18 protein-coding genes are annotated in these 18,666 nt (G+C 35.1%); 6 read left to right on the top strand and 12 right to left on the bottom strand.

Annotated elements, in window-relative coordinates:
• Positions 1 to 46 precede the first annotated feature (46 nt).
• Positions 47 to 319 carry a UPF0223 family protein gene (locus ACTNDN_RS02425; protein ID WP_031534221.1) on the bottom strand — a complete coding sequence of 91 codons (273 nt, stop codon included), beginning with the start codon at positions 317 to 319 and terminating at the stop codon, positions 47 to 49.
• 380 nt (positions 320 to 699) lie between these two features.
• Between ACTNDN_RS02425 and ACTNDN_RS02420 the strand changes: the two genes are divergently transcribed.
• Together ACTNDN_RS02420 and ACTNDN_RS02415 are read left to right on the top strand one after the other, a co-directional pair.
• Positions 700 to 2,169, top strand: a complete 1,470-nt coding sequence (locus tag ACTNDN_RS02420) for an aminotransferase class I/II-fold pyridoxal phosphate-dependent enzyme (RefSeq protein WP_031534219.1) — start codon at positions 700 to 702, stop codon at positions 2,167 to 2,169.
• 111 nt (positions 2,170 to 2,280) lie between these two features.
• A complete protein-coding gene (locus ACTNDN_RS02415; RefSeq protein WP_031534217.1) occupies positions 2,281 to 2,616 on the top strand; it encodes a hypothetical protein in 336 nt (111 codons plus the stop codon).
• A gap of 208 nt (positions 2,617 to 2,824) precedes the next feature.
• Here the strand turns inward: ACTNDN_RS02415 and ACTNDN_RS02410 are convergent, their stop codons facing one another.
• From ACTNDN_RS02410 to ACTNDN_RS02385, 6 genes are all read right to left on the bottom strand, one after another.
• Complete coding sequence (locus ACTNDN_RS02410) at positions 2,825 to 3,070, bottom strand: hypothetical protein (protein WP_031534215.1); 246 nt, start codon at positions 3,068 to 3,070, stop codon at positions 2,825 to 2,827.
• A 217-nt stretch (positions 3,071 to 3,287) separates the two neighbouring features.
• On the bottom strand, positions 3,288 to 4,697 hold the full coding sequence (gene lpdA / locus ACTNDN_RS02405) for a dihydrolipoyl dehydrogenase (RefSeq protein ID WP_031534213.1): 1,410 nt from the start codon (positions 4,695 to 4,697) through the stop codon (positions 3,288 to 3,290).
• Between the two features lie 3 nt (positions 4,698 to 4,700).
• The gene (locus tag ACTNDN_RS02400; protein ID WP_251627358.1) at positions 4,701 to 5,981 is read right to left on the bottom strand and encodes a dihydrolipoamide acetyltransferase family protein; all 1,281 of its coding nucleotides are present in this window, start codon (positions 5,979 to 5,981) and stop codon (positions 4,701 to 4,703) included.
• 90 nt (positions 5,982 to 6,071) lie between these two features.
• Positions 6,072 to 7,049, bottom strand: coding sequence for an alpha-ketoacid dehydrogenase subunit beta (locus ACTNDN_RS02395; protein WP_031534209.1), 978 nt, complete (start codon positions 7,047 to 7,049; stop codon positions 6,072 to 6,074).
• A gap of 3 nt (positions 7,050 to 7,052) precedes the next feature.
• Positions 7,053 to 8,168 carry a pyruvate dehydrogenase (acetyl-transferring) E1 component subunit alpha gene (pdhA, locus tag ACTNDN_RS02390; RefSeq protein WP_031534208.1) on the bottom strand — a complete coding sequence of 372 codons (1,116 nt, stop codon included), beginning with the start codon at positions 8,166 to 8,168 and terminating at the stop codon, positions 7,053 to 7,055.
• A 726-nt stretch (positions 8,169 to 8,894) separates the two neighbouring features.
• Entirely contained in the window at positions 8,895 to 9,578 is a 684-nt protein-coding gene (locus ACTNDN_RS02385) for a YkyA family protein (RefSeq protein ID WP_251627360.1), read from the bottom strand.
• 295 nt (positions 9,579 to 9,873) lie between these two features.
• Between ACTNDN_RS02385 and def the strand changes: the two genes are divergently transcribed.
• The 3 genes from def (at position 9,874) to rnjA (ending at position 13,122) form a co-directional block, all read left to right on the top strand.
• Positions 9,874 to 10,428: a peptide deformylase gene (gene def / locus ACTNDN_RS02380; RefSeq protein ID WP_031534205.1), complete on the top strand. Its 555-nt coding sequence runs from the start codon at positions 9,874 to 9,876 to the stop codon at positions 10,426 to 10,428.
• A gap of 814 nt (positions 10,429 to 11,242) precedes the next feature.
• A complete protein-coding gene (locus ACTNDN_RS02375; RefSeq protein ID WP_031534203.1) occupies positions 11,243 to 11,455 on the top strand; it encodes a DNA-dependent RNA polymerase subunit epsilon in 213 nt (70 codons plus the stop codon).
• Positions 11,455 to 13,122: a ribonuclease J1 gene (gene rnjA, locus ACTNDN_RS02370; protein ID WP_251627362.1), complete on the top strand. Its 1,668-nt coding sequence runs from the start codon at positions 11,455 to 11,457 to the stop codon at positions 13,120 to 13,122. The genes ACTNDN_RS02375 and rnjA overlap by 1 nt, the downstream gene beginning before the upstream one ends.
• Positions 13,123 to 13,294: 172 nt before the next feature.
• On the opposite strand, the gene ACTNDN_RS02365 is transcribed toward rnjA, so the two are convergent.
• Both ACTNDN_RS02365 and ACTNDN_RS02360 read right to left on the bottom strand, forming a co-directional pair.
• The gene (locus ACTNDN_RS02365) at positions 13,295 to 13,954 is read right to left on the bottom strand and encodes a potassium channel family protein (protein ID WP_031534199.1); all 660 of its coding nucleotides are present in this window, start codon (positions 13,952 to 13,954) and stop codon (positions 13,295 to 13,297) included.
• Positions 13,955 to 14,182: 228 nt separating this feature from the next.
• Complete coding sequence (locus ACTNDN_RS02360) at positions 14,183 to 14,638, bottom strand: TlpA family protein disulfide reductase (RefSeq protein WP_031534197.1); 456 nt, start codon at positions 14,636 to 14,638, stop codon at positions 14,183 to 14,185.
• Between the two features lie 130 nt (positions 14,639 to 14,768).
• Here ACTNDN_RS02360 and ACTNDN_RS02355 point away from each other — a divergent pair, with 130 nt between their 5' ends.
• Positions 14,769 to 15,620, top strand: a complete 852-nt coding sequence (locus ACTNDN_RS02355) for a mechanosensitive ion channel family protein (protein ID WP_031534195.1) — start codon at positions 14,769 to 14,771, stop codon at positions 15,618 to 15,620.
• 80 nt (positions 15,621 to 15,700) lie between these two features.
• Here ACTNDN_RS02355 and ACTNDN_RS02350 read toward each other — a convergent pair whose 3' ends face one another.
• The 3 genes from ACTNDN_RS02350 to ACTNDN_RS02340 all read right to left on the bottom strand — a co-directional run bounded on the left by ACTNDN_RS02350 (position 15,701) and on the right by ACTNDN_RS02340 (position 18,629).
• Positions 15,701 to 16,828, bottom strand: a complete 1,128-nt coding sequence (locus ACTNDN_RS02350) for an N-acetyldiaminopimelate deacetylase (RefSeq protein ID WP_031534193.1) — start codon at positions 16,826 to 16,828, stop codon at positions 15,701 to 15,703.
• Between the two features lie 97 nt (positions 16,829 to 16,925).
• Entirely contained in the window at positions 16,926 to 17,636 is a 711-nt protein-coding gene (gene dapD, locus ACTNDN_RS02345; RefSeq protein ID WP_031534191.1) for a 2,3,4,5-tetrahydropyridine-2,6-dicarboxylate N-acetyltransferase, read from the bottom strand.
• Between the two features lie 99 nt (positions 17,637 to 17,735).
• The gene (locus ACTNDN_RS02340) at positions 17,736 to 18,629 is read right to left on the bottom strand and encodes a LysR family transcriptional regulator (protein ID WP_031534189.1); all 894 of its coding nucleotides are present in this window, start codon (positions 18,627 to 18,629) and stop codon (positions 17,736 to 17,738) included.
• Positions 18,630 to 18,666: the final 37 nt, after the last annotated feature.

Genomic DNA, 18,666 nt, shown 5'->3' with positions numbered 1-18,666 from the left:
GTTAGCAAGATTGCTCTTAGAATGCTTTTTATGTATAACCCTTTTCCTATGGCATCTTTATTCTGCTATTCTCTGTAGCATCTTTCGCCTTTTTGATTGTTCGATATGTAGAATATCCACTTACTTCTTCAAATTCATCACAGACATTCTTTTCTTGCGCTTTCCCTGGGACAATTTTTTTAAATGCTCGATATTGTTCCATTAATTCAGCTTTTTCTACACCTTTTTCATAGGCTTTCTCAATACATTCAAAAAACTTAACTACCGTAATGATTTCATCTGTTGACCAATCGATATCGATTGGGTATTGATAATCCATTTTTCCACATCCTATTATTTAAAGTATTTTTCAGATAAAATCTATTGTAATTTAAGTAAGTAAGAAAGTAAAACTTGTTTCTTCATACTAACTTTTTCCTTTGTTTTATAAGCTTATGCACCCAAAAAGGCATGTAAAAAAATAATTCTTTTTGCTATAGTAAAAACTAATTGTATGCAAAGAAAATAAAAAATGCTATAATTCTTTTGTTTTATGATTTTTATAATTTGAAATTAGGGTAAAACTTGTTAAGAGTAACGAAATTAAAGACAAAAGGGCGACAAATAGGTACAATAAATTTCTAGCACGTACATAAGAAATTTCAATAAAGTTCGCTAATGTTTGCATAAAAATACTTAATAAAGAGGTGTGGTAATAAATTGTCACAACACGAAACACCGTTATACCACGGATTATTGGAACATGTTAAAAAAGATCCTATACAATTTCATATACCTGGGCATAAAAAAGGGAATGGAATGGATCCAGAATTTAGAAACTTTATCGGAGAAAACGCCCTTTCGATAGACCTTATTAATATTGGTCCTCTTGATGATCTTCATTATCCAAAAGGGATGATTAAACACGCCCAGCAACTTGCTGCTGAAGCGTTTGGAGCAGATCATACTTTCTTTTCCGTTCAAGGCACAAGTGGTGCTATCATGACAATGATCATGAGTGTTTGTGGCCCAGGAGATAAAATTATTGTTCCAAGAAATGTTCATAAATCTGTTATGTCTGCGATTATATTTGCCGGAGCTATTCCAATTTTTATCCACCCAGAAGTAGATAAAAACCTTGGTATTTCTCACGGAATCACGGTTGAATCTGTTCAGCATGCTTTAGACCTTCATCCAGATGCGAAAGGACTACTTGTTATTAATCCAACTTATTTTGGCATTTCAGCTGATTTAAAAACAATTGTGGATTTAGCTCATTCCTACAATATTCCTGTTCTAGTGGATGAAGCACATGGAGTTCATATTCACTTTCACGAGGCGCTGCCCATGTCTGCAATGCAAGCAGGTGCAGATATCGCAGCAACAAGTGTACATAAACTTGGTGGTTCTATGACACAAAGTTCGATTTTAAATATGAGAGGCGACCTAATTAGCTACAAGCGAGTCCAGTCCATTCTAAGTATGTTGACAACAACTAGCACATCCTATCTGTTGCTAGCATCATTAGATGTTGCGAGAAAGCGACTTGCAACAGAGGGAAAACAACTAATAGATAAAACGATTAATCTTGCACAATACATTCGAAGACAAATTAATGACATTGAACACTTATACTGTGTTGGAGAAGAGATTCTTGAGTCAGACTCTGCATTTGATTATGATCCGACTAAACTAATTATTTCCGTGAAGGATCTTGGCATAACAGGCCATGATACGGAAGAGTGGCTTCGTAAAAATTATCGGATAGAAGTGGAAATGTCAGATTTGTATAATATCCTGTGCATTATTACACCTGGAGATTCAGAAAAAGAGGCCAATATTTTAATTGATGCCCTAAAAGCACTTGCTGAAGAAAGAAAAGATAAAGCGTCTAAAGTGGAGGCACGAGTAATGCTGCCAAACATCCCTCTACTAGCGCTAACACCAAGAGATGCTTTCTACTCTGAGACAGAATTAATTAATTTTGATGATTCAGTTGGAAGAGTCATTGCGGAATTTATTATGGTATACCCGCCAGGAATCCCTATATTCATCCCTGGCGAAATTATTACAGAAGATAACCTTGCCTATATAAAACGAAATATGGAAGCAGGATTGCCTGTTCAGGGGCCTGAGGATTACGATTTCAAAAAGCTTCGCGTTATTAAAGAGCATCGCGCGATAAGATAATAGTGCTTTAGGTAACAGGAATGCCAAATGAAGGTATTCCTGTCTTCTATTTGGATATAAAAAATGCTATACATTTATTTCTATAGGTAAGAACAGATTGGAGTTATCTTTTTGAAAAAATATTTGATTATGACGATTATAAGTTTACTAATTAGTCTTGCTACCCCGTTTCTCTTTAAAAATTACATAGTACAAAAACCGACGCAATTAACACAATCCTTTCGTTTTGGTGGTCCCATCCCATTTGCAGAACAACAAAAGCTGTTGCCTGCCTCATCGAATGCCTATCCATTAGAAGTTTCATTCGAATCTCCCATGCAAACGAAAACTATTTTTCATCCCGTTTCATTTATGTTTAGCTTTCTTATGTTTTTCTTATTAATACTATCGATCTTCACTGTTCTTAAAAGCTATTTTGGAAAAATACCATCAAAGCGGAGACAATAAATAGTTGCATGGTTTTTAATTCTATTTAAATAAAATGCCTTTGATTATCCAAGGGCATTTTTTGTATTGTATTACTGTTTTGTTTATAAGGAAATGAATATGGTAACAGAGATTGCCTCTCTACTTTCTTCTTATCCAAAAAAGCAAGTCCAAATGATTCAGAGCAAAACACTTATCTAATCCTTTTTAATTGTATGTTATGTTATATTTAGACTACAGAAATAATCGTCATAATTAAATGGAAGGATCCGTAAATAGATAAACTAATCATCGTGGCTAACATCGTTTTTCTTGTTGATTTTATGATTGTATTTCCTATAATAATCGCTAAATAAAAGAACACCCCAAACATAAACACTTTATAGAGGATTAAATCATGTCTTGATAACCATTCTATGATCGAAAAGCCACTCCAAATGATTAGTTGAAATAAAATTGCCGTATAAATCTTCAAGAAAAACCACCACCCTTCCTTCCTAAAACCTAACAATTAATACTAGTATATGTATCAATCTTTTGTTTTATTTTATAATTATTTTCTTCAAAAAAACAGTAATATGGCTGGACGGAATAAAGCTGACTATATGAAAAATGGATAAAATTAATAGATTTCTTTCCTTTTAAAAGTCAAAAAAAAGCCCTCTTATAAAGAGGACTTCTTTTTTTAGCAATTAACGTAAGATATGAATTGGGTTACCAATTGCAACTTCCGCTGCTTCCATTGTTACCTCACCTAAAGTTGGGTGAGCATGGATAGTCATAGCTAAATCTTCAGCTGTCATACCAGCTTCGATTGCTAAACCTAATTCAGCGATCATATCAGATGCACTTGGACCAGCGATTTGAGCACCGATTACAAGACCATCTTCTTTACGTGTAACAAGCTTCATGAAACCTTCAGCATCATTAAGTGCTAATGCACGTCCGTTTGCTGCAAATGGGAATTTAGCAGCTTTCACTTCGATACCAGCTTCTTTAGCTGATGCTTCTGTGTGACCAACTGTAGCTAATTCTGGCTCAGAGAATACAACTGCAGGAATTCCTAAATAGTCGATTTCTGCATTATGTCCAGCAATAACTTCAGCAGCAATTTTACCTTCATAAGAAGCTTTATGAGCTAATGGAGGACCAGAAACAACATCACCGATAGCAAAGATATTGCTTACAGTTGTACGGCATTGCTTATCTGTCTTAATGATTCCGCGTTCGCCTAATTCGATACCAACTTGTTCTAATCCAAGTTCGTCTGTATTAGGTTTTCTACCAACCATTACGAATACATAATCAGCTTCAACTGATTTTTCTTCGCCTTTAACTTCATATTTAACAACAACGCCAGTGTCCGTTTCTTCTACACCTTTAGCCATTGCTTTAGTGATGATTTCAGCACCTTTTTTCTTTAAGTTACGAGTAACTAATGAAGACATTTGTTTCTCGAAACCACCAAGAATTTCATCAGCACCTTCTAGGATAGTCACTTGAGTACCAAAGTTAGCGTAAGCTCCACCTAATTCAGTACCAACATATCCTCCACCGATTACAACAATTTTCTCTGGAATTTCTTGAAGTGCAAGAGCACCAGTTGAATCAAGAACTCGCTTAGAGAATTTGAAAGTAGGGATTTCGATTGGACGAGATCCTGTTGCGATAATTGCGTTTTTAAAAGTATAAGTTTGAGATGATTTTTCATCCATTACTTTTAATGTGTTAGCATCTACGAAATATGCTTCCCCATATGCAATATCAATTTTGTTCCCTTTTAAAAGTCCTTCTACTCCACCAGTAAGTTTTTTAACAACACTGTCTTTCCAAGCTTGAACTTTTGAGAAGTCAACTTTTACATTTTCAGTTGTAATACCCATGTCTGCAGAATGTGCAGCATGCTCATAACGGTGTCCAGCAGAGATTAAAGCTTTAGAAGGAATACATCCAACGTTTAAGCAAACTCCACCTAATACGTTTTTCTCAACAATTGTAACTTTTTGTCCTAATTGTGCTGCGCGAATTGCTGCAACATATCCACCAGGACCCGCACCAATGACTATAGTATCTGTTTCAATAGGAAAATCTCCAACTACCATGTTTTACGCCTCCATTAACAATAGTTCTGGATCGTTCAATAAACGCTTAATATGATTCATTGCATTTTGAGCAGTAGCTCCGTCGATCATTCTGTGGTCAAAGCTTAAAGAAAGTGCTAATACAGGAGCAGCAACAATTTCTCCATCTTGAACGATAGCTTTTTCAGCAATACGACCAATACCTAAAATAGCAACTTCAGGATGGTTGATTACTGGAGTAAACCATTGTCCACCAGCAGAACCAATGTTAGAAATTGTGCAAGATGCACCTTTCATTTCAGCTGGAGCTAATTTACCGTCTCTTGCTTTAACAGCAAGTTCATTAATTTCGTTAGAGATGTTAAAGATACCTTTACGATCAGCATTTTTAACAACAGGAACTAATAAACCTTTTTCTGTATCAGCAGCAATACCGATATTATAGTAATGCTTATGAACGATTTCGCTTGTAGCATCATCTAATGATGTGTTTAAAGCAGGGAATTCTTTTAGTGCACTTGTTAAAGCTTTTACTACATAAGGTAAGAATGTTAATTTAATACCTTTTGCTGCAGCAACTTCTTTATATTTCTTACGATGTGCAACTAATTTAGACACTTCCACTTCATCCATCAATGTTACGTGAGGAGCAGTATGCTTAGAGTTTACCATTGCTTTAGCAATCGCTTTTCTAATTCCACTCATTTTCTCACGAGTTTCTGGGAAATCACCTTCTGGAATAGCAAGTGGCTTAGGAGCTTCCGTTGCTGTTTCAGCTGGAGCAGCTTCTGCAGCTGGTTGGCTAGCAGGTGTTGCACCACCATTTAAGTAAGCATCAATATCTTCTTTTGAAATACGTCCGTTTTTACCAGAACCAGAAACAGCTTGAATTTCTACGCCTTTATCACGAGCATATTTACGTACAGAAGGCATTGCAATAATGCGTCTGCTTGGATCAACATCTGCTTCTTGTGCTTTGCTTTCTTCAGCAGCATCAGGTTTTGCTTCTTCAGCATCAGCTGGAGCTTCATCACCATGATCGCCTTTGAATTGAAGATTTTCATATCCAGGAGCATCAAATGTAATTAAAATATCGCCTACAACTGCTACTGTTCCTTCTTCAACCTTAACTTCTTCTACAGTACCTTCAACAGGAGAAGGTATTTCTACTACTGCTTTATCATTTTGCACTTCACATAATACATCATCTTCTTGAACTTTATCGCCTGGTTTAACAAACCATTTTACGATTTCGCCTTCGTGAATACCTTCACCAATATCAGGCAATCTAAATTGAAAAGCCAATGTGACAACCTCCTAATAATCTTATGAAAAAATTTTCTTCGTTCAACTAACTTATCTTCTAATTGTTGCGTAAATATTATTCGGTATTAATTAGAAAGTTAGAACTTTTTTAGCTGTTTCAATAATATCTTTAAAGTTTGGAAGCCATACAGTTTCAGCTTGTGTAAATGCAAATACAGTATCTGGTGCAGTTACACGTAAAACTGGAGCTTCTAAGCTTAGAATTGCACGATCATTGATTTCAGCAACAACATTAGCCGCAATACCAGCTTGTTTTTGTGCTTCTTGAACAACAACTGCTCTACCTGTTTTTTCAACAGATCCAATGATTGTATCGATATCAAGTGGGCTTACAGTACGTAAGTCAACTACTTCCACTGAATATCCTTCTTTTTCTAATTCTTCTGCTGCTTTAATAGACTCTTGAACCATCGCTCCATAAGTAATGATAGAAAGGTCTTTACCTTCACGCTTTACATCCGCTTTTCCAAGAGGAATAGTGTACTCTTCTTCTGGAACTTCTTGACGGAATGAACGGTATAATTTCATATGCTCTAAGAAGATAACAGGATCGTTATCGCGAATAGCAGAAATTAACAAACCTTTAGCGTCATAAGGAGTAGATGGGATAACAACTTTAAGACCAGGTTGTTGTGCCATTAATCCTTCTAAGCTGTCCGCATGAAGTTCAGGAGTATGAACCCCACCACCAAATGGTGAACGAATAGTTACAGGTGCGTTGTAACGTCCACCTGAACGATAGCGCATACGAGCCATTTGTCCAGAAATACTGTCCATTACTTCATATACGAAACCAAAGAATTGAATTTCAGGTACTGGACGGTAACCTTGAAGTCCTAAACCGATTGCTAAACCACCAATTCCAGATTCAGCTAATGGAGTATCAAATACACGATCTTCACTGAATTCTTTTTGAAGACCTTCTGTCGCACGGAATACACCGCCGTTTACACCTACGTCTTCTCCAAATACTAATACATTTGGATCATTACGTAATTCTGTGCGTAACGCATCAGTGATTGCTTGAATCATTGTCATTTGCGCCATGGCTTACTTCGACTCCTTTGCTGCATAAATTTCATATTGTTCTTGAAGATTAACTGGTAGCTCTTCATACATGATGTTCATTAAGTCAGTTACTTTTTGTTTTGGAGCTTCGTCAGCAATTTTGATTGCTTCTTTAATTTCTTCTTTAGCACGCTCAATTACTTCGTTTTCTTTTTCTTCGTTCCAAATGCCTTTGTTTTCAAGGAATTTACGGAAGCGCACTAATGGGTCTTTCTTTTCCCACTCGCTGTCAAGATCAGCTGTACGGTAACGAGTTGGGTCATCTCCAGCCATTGTATGTGGACCATAACGGTAAGTTAAAGTTTCGATTAATGTTGGACCTTCACCATTGATTGCTCTTTCACGAGCTTCACGAACAGCAGCATAAACTGCTAAAGCGTCCATACCATCTACTTGAATTCCAGGAATCCCTGCAGCAACTGCTTTTTGAGCAATTGTTTTCGCAGCAGATTGTTTCTCAACTGGAGTAGAAATTGCAAAACGGTTATTTTGTACAACGAAAATTGCAGGAGCTTTGAATGCACCAGCAAAGTTAATTCCTTCATAGAAATCACCTTGTGAAGCACCACCATCACCTGTATACGTAATTGCAACAGATTTAGCACCACGTTTTTTCATTCCTAATGCTACACCAGCAGTTTGGATGTATTGTGCACCGATAATGATTTGTGGAGAAATTACGTTTACACCTTCAGGAATTTGATTTCCTTGGAAGTGACCACGTGAGAATAAGAATGCTTGAGATAAAGGAAGCCCGTGCCAAATAATTTGCGGAACATCACGATATCCTGGAAGAATAAAATCTTCTTTTTCTAATGCAAATTGTGAAGCTAATTGAGAAGCCTCTTGTCCTGCAGTAGGTGCATAGAAACCTAGGCGACCTTGTCTGTTTAATGAGATAGAGCGTTGATCAAGAATACGTGTATATACCATACGAGTCATTAATTCTTGTAATTGCTCATCACTTAAATCAGGCATTGCAGATTCGTTTACAACTTCGCCCTCTTCATTTAGAATCTGAAGTGTTTGAAATTGGTTTGCCACTTGTTCAAGCTGTGCTTGCACATCAAATTGTGCCTTCTTTGTTTTAGAAGCCATTAAAGCCACCCTTTCCTTTCATATTAAAAGACTTTTTTCTGTAAAAACAAATAGATGTTTACAATGTGTTTGAATGTGGTAAACATTCAGTTGGGTAACGCTTTCTATTACTTACAGCATATCACTTTAAGTAACAAAAAAAACCATACTAAAACAGTTTTCCACAAATTACGCAAGAAAAAACGTCTTATAAATTAATTCGGTTTCCGTATAGACTGTATCAATTATTAATATGTAAATATTAATACAACTGTTCAATACATTTATAAGTTTAATATACTTAAATATTATCCGTCAATCTTTAAGCTCTAAGTTTTTATTATTTTTTTACATAAAATTAATACAACTGTATTATTTATAAAACTACATCTGTATTATACAGATACCACTATTTACAACTGTTTTATAATAATTTTCCTCCTTGTCGAATAAACACATTATTGCGATTAAAGAATACAGAAGTACAGTAACAACAGTTTCTATCATTAAATGTATTTTAATTCGCAGGAATTTCCGTAAAACTTTTGCTAATTCTCACCTCCACCATTGTGCCATGTTGGTCCATCTTTAGACAGCCACGTATTTCAAAAAAATTTATTTTCCCCTATAAAAAAACCACAGTAACAGTTTGTCCAATTCAGCAATTTTCTTGCTCCTTGACAGATTCTGTTCCTGCGGTAAATGAAAATAAAACTTGGAAGACATAAAAAAATATAAAAAAGCTACTTACTCCTCTTCCTTCTCATCACTCATCTTAATTTTTATTCCTGCTTCATTATAGAAGTCTACTTTTAGTTCATTATATTTTTTCGTCAGTTCATTAAAGGTTTGATTATTTTCATACACTTTTTCATATGTTTCATTTATTTTCTTTACTTGCTTTTCTAAATCATCCATATTCACATCTTCATCTTTAAACATTTCATATAGTTTTTTATCACTGTTAAGCCCTTCTATGTAATTAGCGTATAATTTATCATGTTCTTCATAACGGGCCATCATTGTTTTATAAAGTTCGTCTGCTTTTTCTTTTAGCTCTTTATCTTCTTTTTCTTCTAGTTCTTCCATATCAGTTGTAATTGTCTCAAACTTTTCTTGCGACTGTTTAATGCTTTCTGCTTCTTTATCCATATATTCTTTTCTCTTGGCAATAGATTCTATGGCCTCATCTGATAATTTTGTGATTTCATCCATATCTTCTAAGCCAAGACTAATTATTTCGGAATAGATGTCTTGTTCTTTCTTCTCTAAAGTCACAAGAGGCTCTTGCTGCTCTTCAAAGCCAATTTCAATTTCAACCACTTCTTCTAGTTTTTCATACATTTTCTCACTTGGAGACTGAAAATTACATCCAGCAGCAATCATTGCAAATAGCAAGATTGTACTAAACAATAGCATACTTCGTTTCATCTGTTTCCTCCTCACTTTCTTATTACTATATCGATTCTTCTGTATTTTTACAATAACGGTTGGCTTATTATTACTCCCTTTTCCTTATTACTAACCCTTTTTAATTCCGTCATAATATAGTGTTATTCAATTTAAGTAAAATGAAACGGTTTATATATTAAACATATTAGCCTGTCCTATAATATATTATGGGTATATATGATTATCTTATTGCATAAAGTACTATTCTCTTGTATTAACTTTTCATTCTTTCTCTGTTAGACTACTTTATAGATAGAACAAGGAAGTGATTATGATGATAACAATGGCAGATATTATTCGGGATGGTCATCCAACATTAAGAAGAGTAGCAGCAGAAGTTACAATGCCACCAAGTCAAGAAGATAAAGAAATTTTAAAAAGCTTACTTGAATATGTAATAAATAGTCAAGACCCTGAATTAGCGGAAAAATATGGTTTAAGAGGCGGTGTTGGATTAGCTGCACCACAAATAAATGTTTCCAAACGAATGATTGCTGTTCATGTTAAAGATGAAAATGGCAAGCAATATAGCTACGCCCTTTTCAATCCAAAAATCATTAGCCATTCGGTTGAAAAAGCCTATTTAACTACAGGAGAAGGTTGCCTATCTGTAGACGAAGCCATCCCAGGATTTGTGCCAAGATATGCAAGAATCACATTAAAAGCTATTGATTTAGATGGCAAGGAAGTAAAGCTACGACTAAAGGGCTTACCAGCTATTGTATTCCAACACGAAATTGATCATTTAAATGGTGTCATGTTCTATGATTACATTAATGAAAATGATCCTTTTCTTCCTATTGAAAATGCAATTCCAGTGGAAAGATAGAGTTAAGAACATTCCTTCTTTCCTCCTGGTTCGATCATTTAATAAATTTCTTCGAGCCTTCTTCTCCCTTCCACTCCTAAACAATTACAATAGAAATAAATCAATCTTCTTGCTTCCCCTCTTCCATTAGAGGGGACCCATTCGCTTTCATATAAAGTTAATTATTACGAAATAAAAGCCTATTTTACAATTACCAACATTAACCATGAGAATCCTGCAATAAATTTCATATACTATTACTATAAAAGGCTGTTTTTAATAAGATTGTTGTTATCATATATAAAAAAGCCTATTAAATGAACGAACCATTCGATGTGATTTAACACATGTAAAATCACCTTCAGTTAAAAAAAGAAAGAATCGGTAAAAAAACAACATCTCAAAAAACTATTTTTTTACAAAAAGAAAATATAAAATGTGAAGATGACTTTACTTTGTACAAGAATGGTTTAAAATAGAATTAAGGAGATGATCCACTATGTTAAAGAAGCTAAGAAAAAAGCTCTTAAAACAGTGGAAAGATTTACTGCGTAAAAAAACAATAGCTTAAAAAAATTGAAGGGTATTCTTATGGTCCGACCTATGCCACGCTTTGTTAAATATAGTGGTTATTATACCACTATATAAACCAAGCTTAGTGGGAAGAGTCTGACCTTTTATTTTATAAAGATTTAAATATATTTTACATAATAAAGTTGATTATCTTTCAAACAATGGATTTTGATAATAATTGCTATTAAAAGAAAAAACATGAAAAACATGTTATTTTTTTATATAATAATTTTAGATATAAATGATTAAGGAGCGAATTACCATGATATTTAAAGTATATTTTCAAGATTTAAAAACAGAGGTACCAGTAAGAGAAAACACAAGAACAATATATGTTAAAGGTGTTTCTGAAAGAGATGTTAGAACAAAATTGGCAGAAAAACCATATAATATCGAGTTTATAACTCGTGTAGAAGGTGCATTCTTAGAGTATGAACAACAAAACGAAGACTTTACAGTATTGGAGATTGAATAATGAAATTTGTAAAAAATGATCAAACTGCTGTATTTGCCCTCGGTGGACTAGGGGAAATCGGTAAAAATACTTATGGTGTCCAGTTTCAAGACGAAATTATTTTAATTGATGCTGGTATTAAATTTCCGGAGGACGAGCTTTTAGGAATTGACTATGTTATTCCCGATTATACTTTCTTGGAGAAGAATGTAGACAAAATTAAAGGCTTATTTATCACGCATGGTCACGAAGATCATATTGGTGGTATTCCTTACCTTTTAAGACAAGTTAATATCCCTGTATATGGTGGAAAATTAGCATTAGCACTTGTTCGTAATAAGTTAGAAGAGCATGGACTATTGCGTCAAACTACGATGCATGAAATTCAAGAAGATGATGTGATTAAATTTAGAAAAACATCTGTTTCCTTCTTTCGAACAACTCATAGTATACCTGATTCCTATGGTATTGTCGTGAAAACTCCACCAGGAAACATCGTACACACTGGAGATTTTAAATTCGATTTTACGCCCGTTGGGGAGCCTGCCAACTTAACAAAAATGGCTGAGATCGGTAAAGAAGGCGTTTTATGTTTATTATCTGACAGCACAAATAGTGAAGTGCCTAATTTCACAATGTCCGAAAAAAAGGTTGGCAAAAGTATTCATGACATATTTATTAAAGCAGATGGTAGATTGATTTTCGCTACTTTCGCTTCTAATATTTATCGTTTACAGCAAGTAACAGATGCTGCCGTAGAATTCGGTCGTAAAATCGCTGTTTTCGGAAGAAGCATGGAGGCTGCCATTAATATTGGCTTAGAGCTTGGGTTTATAAAAGCTCCAAAAGAAACCTTTGTAGATCCTCAGCAAATTAATCGTTTACCGGCTAATCAAGTTGTGATTTTATGTACAGGAAGTCAAGGCGAACCTATGGCTGCTCTTTCAAGAATTGCCAATGGAACACATAGACAAATCCAAATTATTCCTGGTGACACAGTTGTTTTCTCATCTAACCCTGTACCAGGTAATACACTAAGCGTTAATAAAACAATAAACATGCTTTTTAGAGCTGGTGCTGAAGTTATTTCTGGGCCACTTAGCAATATTCATACTTCCGGTCACGGTGGACAGCAGGAGCAAATGCTAATGCTACGACTAATTAAGCCTAAATTCTTTATGCCAATCCATGGAGAATTCAGAATGCAAAAAACACATGCCCAGACTGCTGTTGACTGTGGCGTCAAGGAAGAGAACTGCTTTATCATGGATAATGGTGAAGTATTGGCACTTTCGAGTGATACAGCGCAAGTTGCTGGTAAAATCCCATCCGGAAACGTTTATATTGACGGAAGCGGAATTGGAGATATAGGCAATATTGTATTACGCGACCGCCGAATTCTTTCAGAAGAAGGCTTAGTCGTTGTAGTAGTAAGCATTAACATGACAGACTTTAGAATCGCAGCTGGACCAGATCTTATTTCAAGAGGATTTGTATACATGCGCGAGTCTGGCGATTTAATAAATGATGCACAGAACTTAATAAGCAAGCATCTAAATAAAGTAATGGAACGCAAAACAACACAATGGTCTGAAATCAAAAACGAAATTATTGATACGATTTCTCCATTCCTTTACGAAAAAACAAAACGTAGACCAATGATTCTTCCAATAATTATGGAAGTATAACGGTATATAAAAGGCGCTGTATGTTCAATTCTTGAACATACAGCGCCTTTTTTTCGGTTATGAAAGTATTTTTAAAAAACTAAATAATTATAAGTCTAGCACCATAAACCCAATATCTTTCTTTCATTTGTACTGTATTTAGGCAAGAGTCCTCGCTTTTTCTTATTAATGATTAAGACATTACCTTTTTTTCAAAACGATTAATATCTGAATCCGCACCAATAACAATCAAAATATCATTTTCTCTTATTGGTTCTGATGCCTGAGGAGAAACAATAATCTCCTTGTCTCTTTTTATAGCAACAATCGTGATTCCATATCTCGCACGAATATCTAAATCAATAATGGAACGACCATCTAATTTGTGGCTAGCCTTAATTTCCACAATACTATGTTCATCAGAAAGCTCCAAATAATCAAGGACATTATTAGAAACAATATTATGCGCAATCCTCTTCCCCATATCTCTTTCTGGATGAACTACTGCATCTGCTCCTATTTTACTCAACACCTTCTCATGATAATCATTTTGAGCCTTTACCGTTATATTTTTAACACCTAGCTCCTTTAACATTAAAGTAGTTAAAATACTCGCTTGTATATCCTCGCCTATCGCAACTATAACGTGATCAAAATTACGGATTCCAAGACTCTTTAATACCGTTTCATCTACTGCATTACCGACCACTGCATGTGAAACTAGATTTGCATATTCATTTACTTTTTCTTCACTTTTATCAATTACCATAACATCCATACCTAGTTCCGTTAATTCCCGACAAATACTGCCTCCAAATCTTCCTAGGCCAATTACCGCAAATGCTCTTTTCACTATTAAATCCTCCAACTATCGTATAAATTTTATCTCGCATCACATGTATTATTATCTCCTATAATAAACATTCATTTTAAGCGAGAAGCAACACCTATTCATAACTATCTTATCAATGCCAGTTAAAACTCCTAAATAATGATGTTTCCCGTTATCTAATGAAACGCCATTATTATAACATTAATTGAAGCTGTATTGATATACTTTCCAGATGCCAAATTATATTCGCTAAGTTCTGTCTAATTGGCCATTTAATACTCGACTTATTCGGGTATCTAACATTTTCAAATTAATCCCGCCAGCCTGATAGTATCGTAATTTCCCAGCCTGATCAAATAAATAATAAGATGGCACATATTCATTTGAAAATGCTTTGGCTAGCTGAAATTCATGATCTACATAAATGGATTGTGTCATCTTATATTCCTCCACCGTTTTTTTCACTAATTCTATGTTCAAATCATGTTCCGAACGAGGAAAATGTACAGAGATAACAGTCAAATTTTCTTGATAAAAATCTCTGTATTGGTTTAGTTCTGACATAGCCCTTTTACAAAAATAACAGCTTATAGACCAAAAGTGAATTAAAGTTACTTTATTTCCACCTTTCTCCATTCCTTTTGTTTCTCCATTAATCCATAGTGTCGGAGCACCCCATTCGGGAAGTGGATCACCTATTTTCACAGTAGTATTTACCCTCTTTCCTTTTCTCTCTAAAAAATATTAATATAACCTCTAGTTTATCAAATACATATAAGGGAATAAAAAGAAAATACTTGGCTAGTTAATTTTTACAAAAGGAGTACAGCATTAAATGTTCTATTTAAACAATTTAAAAACCTATATACAAACCATACATTGGGGAGACTTCTTCTTAAATACTGCCCTTGTAGCAATAAAAATACTGCTTATCCTTCTTAGCTATCTTCTAATTAAAAAAATGGCTAAGCAGCTAATAAATAAATTATTCGAATCCTATATTCAAAAAAACTCTATCTCTAGAGGTAGAGCTTTTACACTGGAGAGCCTGATTAATAACCTAATTACCTATGTACTATTTTTCATTCTCATTATAACCATACTCCAATTGCTCGGTATCGATGCTACAGCAATATTGGCTGGTGCAGGAATTATAGGATTAGCAGTCGGCTTTGGAGCTCAAGGACTTGTTAGTGACCTAGTGTCAGGATTTTTTATCCTATTAGAAAAACAATTAGATGTTGGGGAACTTATAACGATTGGAGAATTTTCAGGCACAGTAGAACAAGTTGGCCTTAGAACAACCCAAATACGAGCAGCAGATGGCACTTTACACTTTATCCCGAATCGAGAAATTACACAGCTTAGTAATCATTCCCGGGGAGAAATGCAAGCTCTAGTGGATATAGATATTTCAGTCAACAATGATTTGCAGAGAACATTAGAAATACTACAGCAAGTTTGTGAACGTATTGCAGACGAAAACGACACTATAACAGATGGCCCAAATCTAATTGGTATACAAAATTTAGGTGCAAATACGATTACAATAAGAATAATTGCAAAAACAAAAAATATGGAGCAATGGGGAATGGAACGCTTGATTAGACAGGAAGCGAAAGTCGCGCTTGATGAAAATGGGATTCAATTCCCACAAGCACCCCTAGTGATTGAAAAAGAAAATTAATGCTTTAAAAAAGCTTACTGCTATTATTCCAATATAAAGCAGTAAGCTTTTTGTTTACAAATAAGCAACCGTCCGAACAATTAATTTCCTTTTTTCATTAAATACGCAGTTAAAACATTAACAGCTACTTGTAATGCGTCTTCTTTCGGATTAAGCTTGCTATGATGTAAACCATATGGAGAATCAACACCTAGCCAAAACATAAACCCTGGAATGTCCTTTAACATATAGCCAAAATCTTCGCCCGTCATTGCTTCTTTGCATTCCAACACATTTGCTTCTGTTTCGTATTCAATAAAATCCATAAACTCTCTTGTTAATGGCTCATTATTATAGACTTGATAATAACCACTACCGAAATCAATCGTACTCTCACAGTCATAGCCAATTTCAATACCATTCACCAAAGCTTGGACACGTTTCTTTACTTTATCCATTGCCTCACTTGAAAGGGTTCGCATTGTCCCTTCTAGTCTTGCATTTTCAGCAATGACATTTTGCACAGTTCCACCTGTGATTTTTCCGATGGTCACAACAGCACTATCGAGCGGATCAATATTCCTGGATACAACAGACTGAAGCTGGGAAACCAGACTACATGCTGCAACTACCATATCATTAGTAAGATGTGGGTATGCTGCATGCCCGCCTTTCCCTTTTAAATCAATAAAAAGCTCAGAAGTGTTTGCAAATAGCAAGCCCGGCTTTACTGCGATGGTGCCTACTGGATATTCAGGAGCTACGTGAAGAGCCAGGATAATATCAGGCATCCATTCTTTAAGCTCCTTACTTTCAAGCATAGGCTTTGCTCCGCCTGGTCCTTCTTCAGCAGGCTGAAAAATAAACACAACATTATCTTTAATAGGAGTTTCCATTATATTTGCAAGTAAGCCTAAAGCAATGGTCATATGAAAATCATGTCCACAAGCATGCATTTCTGTAGGGTGCTCAGATAGAAATGGTAATTCCGTTTCTTCAACAATTGGCAATCCATCAATATCTGCTCGGTAGCCAATCGTTTTCGTTGGGTTAAGTCCATGAACCTTAACAATAATCCCCGTTTTCCATGTTCTTATTTCTACTCGTTCATTTGAAAAGCTTTGAATTTTTCCGAGTAAATATTGTTGTGTTTTAAATTCCTTAAATCCAAGCTCTGGAATTTTATGCAAATCTCTGCGGATTTGGATTAAATCAATCGTATTCCCCATATAAATCCCCTTCTCTTCCTATTTTCTGATGAATGCTTTCCTTTTCTCTATTTCTAAAACAAAAGCGTGGAAACTTCTCCACGCTTTACACTGAAAATTATAGTTGACGTAGCTCTTGCATAATTTCCGTTTTTGATTTAGTTTTATCATCAATTTCTTTAACTACACGTGCAGGAGCTCCTGCAACTAATGTGTTTGCTGGGACATCTTCTAGTACAATAGAGCCTGCAGCTACTACAGATCCTTGACCAACTGTAACTCCTTCAACGATAACTGCATTTGCGCCCACTAATACATCATCTTCAATGATAACTGGTTTAGCAGAAGGTGGCTCAATAACACCTGCTAATACTGCACCTGCACCAATATGGCAGTTCTTCCCTACGGTAGCACGTCCACCCATAATAACGCCCATATCAATCATTGTACCTTCGCCAATTGCAGCACCAATATTTATAACTGCACCCATCATGATTACTGCATTGTCGCCAATATCCACTTGATCACGAATAATAGCACCTGGCTCAATACGCGCTTTAATATTTTTTAAGTCTAGTAAAGGAATTGCAGAGTTTCTACGATCATTTTCAATCACATAATCTGTAACTTTGTCCTGGTTTCCTTCGATGACACTTTGAATATCAGCCCATTCTCCGAAAACTACACCAGAATTTCCACTGATAAAGGTTTGAACATTTTCACCAAAATCAACTGCAGATAAATCGCCTTTCACGTATACCTTTACCGGTGTAGATTTTGTACTATTTTGAATAAATGAAATAATTTCATTTGCATCCATCATTTTCATAAACTAATACCTCCATTATGTATATATGCAATACTAAAAATTACTTTACCAAACAAAAGTGATGAAAACAAGCCATAAATACTAACTTTTATCTTCGATTCATCCCTTTCCCCTTTTTTCTTCTTCCAGATATTCGTGAACAATTTCTAAAAAAGCTTGTACCTGTTTTAATTGAAAAGTTGCTTCATAGCCAATTAACCAAGTTCCTCTTGTGATTGGCTCATTATAATCATTAAATAACGGAATTCGGGAAAGTGCATCATCTACTTTTTTTAAGGCAATAGAAGGAAGTATACTATAACCAATCCCATTAAAAGAAAGCTGTTTACATGTTTCAATCTGATCCACGACAATAGTATTGTTCGGAGGCAGTTGAAAATTCCGATGCCACCAAACCTGTATTTCTTCGTAATAGTTTGAATCACTTTTAAATTGGATAAACGGCCGATTCGTTAAAGCAATATCCTCAAGCTTCGCAATTTCTCGATCCACTAAATAAAGGGGGTCATCAAATAAATGAATTTTAATTCCCTTCCAATCGGATACTCCTCTTACAATACCTATATGCATACTATCCTCAGAAACAGATTTCATCATATCGCTACTCCAGCCTGTTACTAATGATACCTTTGCCTGAGGATAGCGCTCAACAAATCGTTTTAAGACCTCCGGAAGCCAGTTCTGTCCTACGATACTTGCAACAGCTATCTTTAATGTTCCATACACTTCTTCTTTGAAAGCATGAATGGATTCTTTCACTTCTTCTTCTTTCTTTAGCGTTTCCATTGCGAATTTCGTTACTAATTCGCCAGCAGCAGTAAGCGAAAGCCCTCTTTGTGACCTAATAAATAATGGTGTCCCCCAATCTTTCTCGATATTTTGCAGCCTTTGAGAAAGGGCGGGTTGTGTGACAAAAAGTCTTTCTGCTGCTTTTCTCATATTCATTTCTTGTGCAAGAACGGTTAATAATTTTAATTCAGAAATCGTTGACATGATAGTATCCTCATATAAAAAATTTGTTATCAAAAGA

It is taken from the genome of Niallia sp. HCP3S3_B10 (assembly GCF_052064465.1).
Taxonomy (GTDB): domain Bacteria; phylum Bacillota; class Bacilli; order Bacillales; family Cytobacillaceae; genus Niallia; species Niallia hominis.
The sequence above is the reverse complement of the archived record's forward strand: the minus strand, read 5'-3'. Positions and strand labels throughout refer to the sequence as shown.

What these genes read in the sequence shown, in the direction of transcription:
- ACTNDN_RS02425 (WP_031534221.1), bottom strand. Translation starts at nt 319, where the DNA reads ATGGATTATCAATACCCAATCGATATCGATTGGTCAACAGATGAAATC.
- lpdA (WP_031534213.1), bottom strand. Translation starts at nt 4,697, where the DNA reads ATGGTAGTTGGAGATTTTCCTATTGAAACAGATACTATAGTCATTGGT.
- ACTNDN_RS02395 (WP_031534209.1), bottom strand. Translation starts at nt 7,049, where the DNA reads ATGGCGCAAATGACAATGATTCAAGCAATCACTGATGCGTTACGCACA.
- pdhA (WP_031534208.1), bottom strand. Translation starts at nt 8,168, where the DNA reads ATGGCTTCTAAAACAAAGAAGGCACAATTTGATGTGCAAGCACAGCTT.
- ACTNDN_RS02385 (WP_251627360.1), bottom strand. Translation starts at nt 9,578, where the DNA reads ATGAAACGAAGTATGCTATTGTTTAGTACAATCTTGCTATTTGCAATG.
- def (WP_031534205.1), top strand. Translation starts at nt 9,874, where the DNA reads ATGATAACAATGGCAGATATTATTCGGGATGGTCATCCAACATTAAGA.
- ACTNDN_RS02375 (WP_031534203.1), top strand. Translation starts at nt 11,243, where the DNA reads ATGATATTTAAAGTATATTTTCAAGATTTAAAAACAGAGGTACCAGTA.
- rnjA (WP_251627362.1), top strand. Translation starts at nt 11,455, where the DNA reads ATGAAATTTGTAAAAAATGATCAAACTGCTGTATTTGCCCTCGGTGGA.
- ACTNDN_RS02355 (WP_031534195.1), top strand. Translation starts at nt 14,769, where the DNA reads ATGTTCTATTTAAACAATTTAAAAACCTATATACAAACCATACATTGG.
- ACTNDN_RS02350 (WP_031534193.1), bottom strand. Translation starts at nt 16,828, where the DNA reads ATGGGGAATACGATTGATTTAATCCAAATCCGCAGAGATTTGCATAAA.
- dapD (WP_031534191.1), bottom strand. Translation starts at nt 17,636, where the DNA reads ATGAAAATGATGGATGCAAATGAAATTATTTCATTTATTCAAAATAGT.
- ACTNDN_RS02340 (WP_031534189.1), bottom strand. Translation starts at nt 18,629, where the DNA reads ATGTCAACGATTTCTGAATTAAAATTATTAACCGTTCTTGCACAAGAA.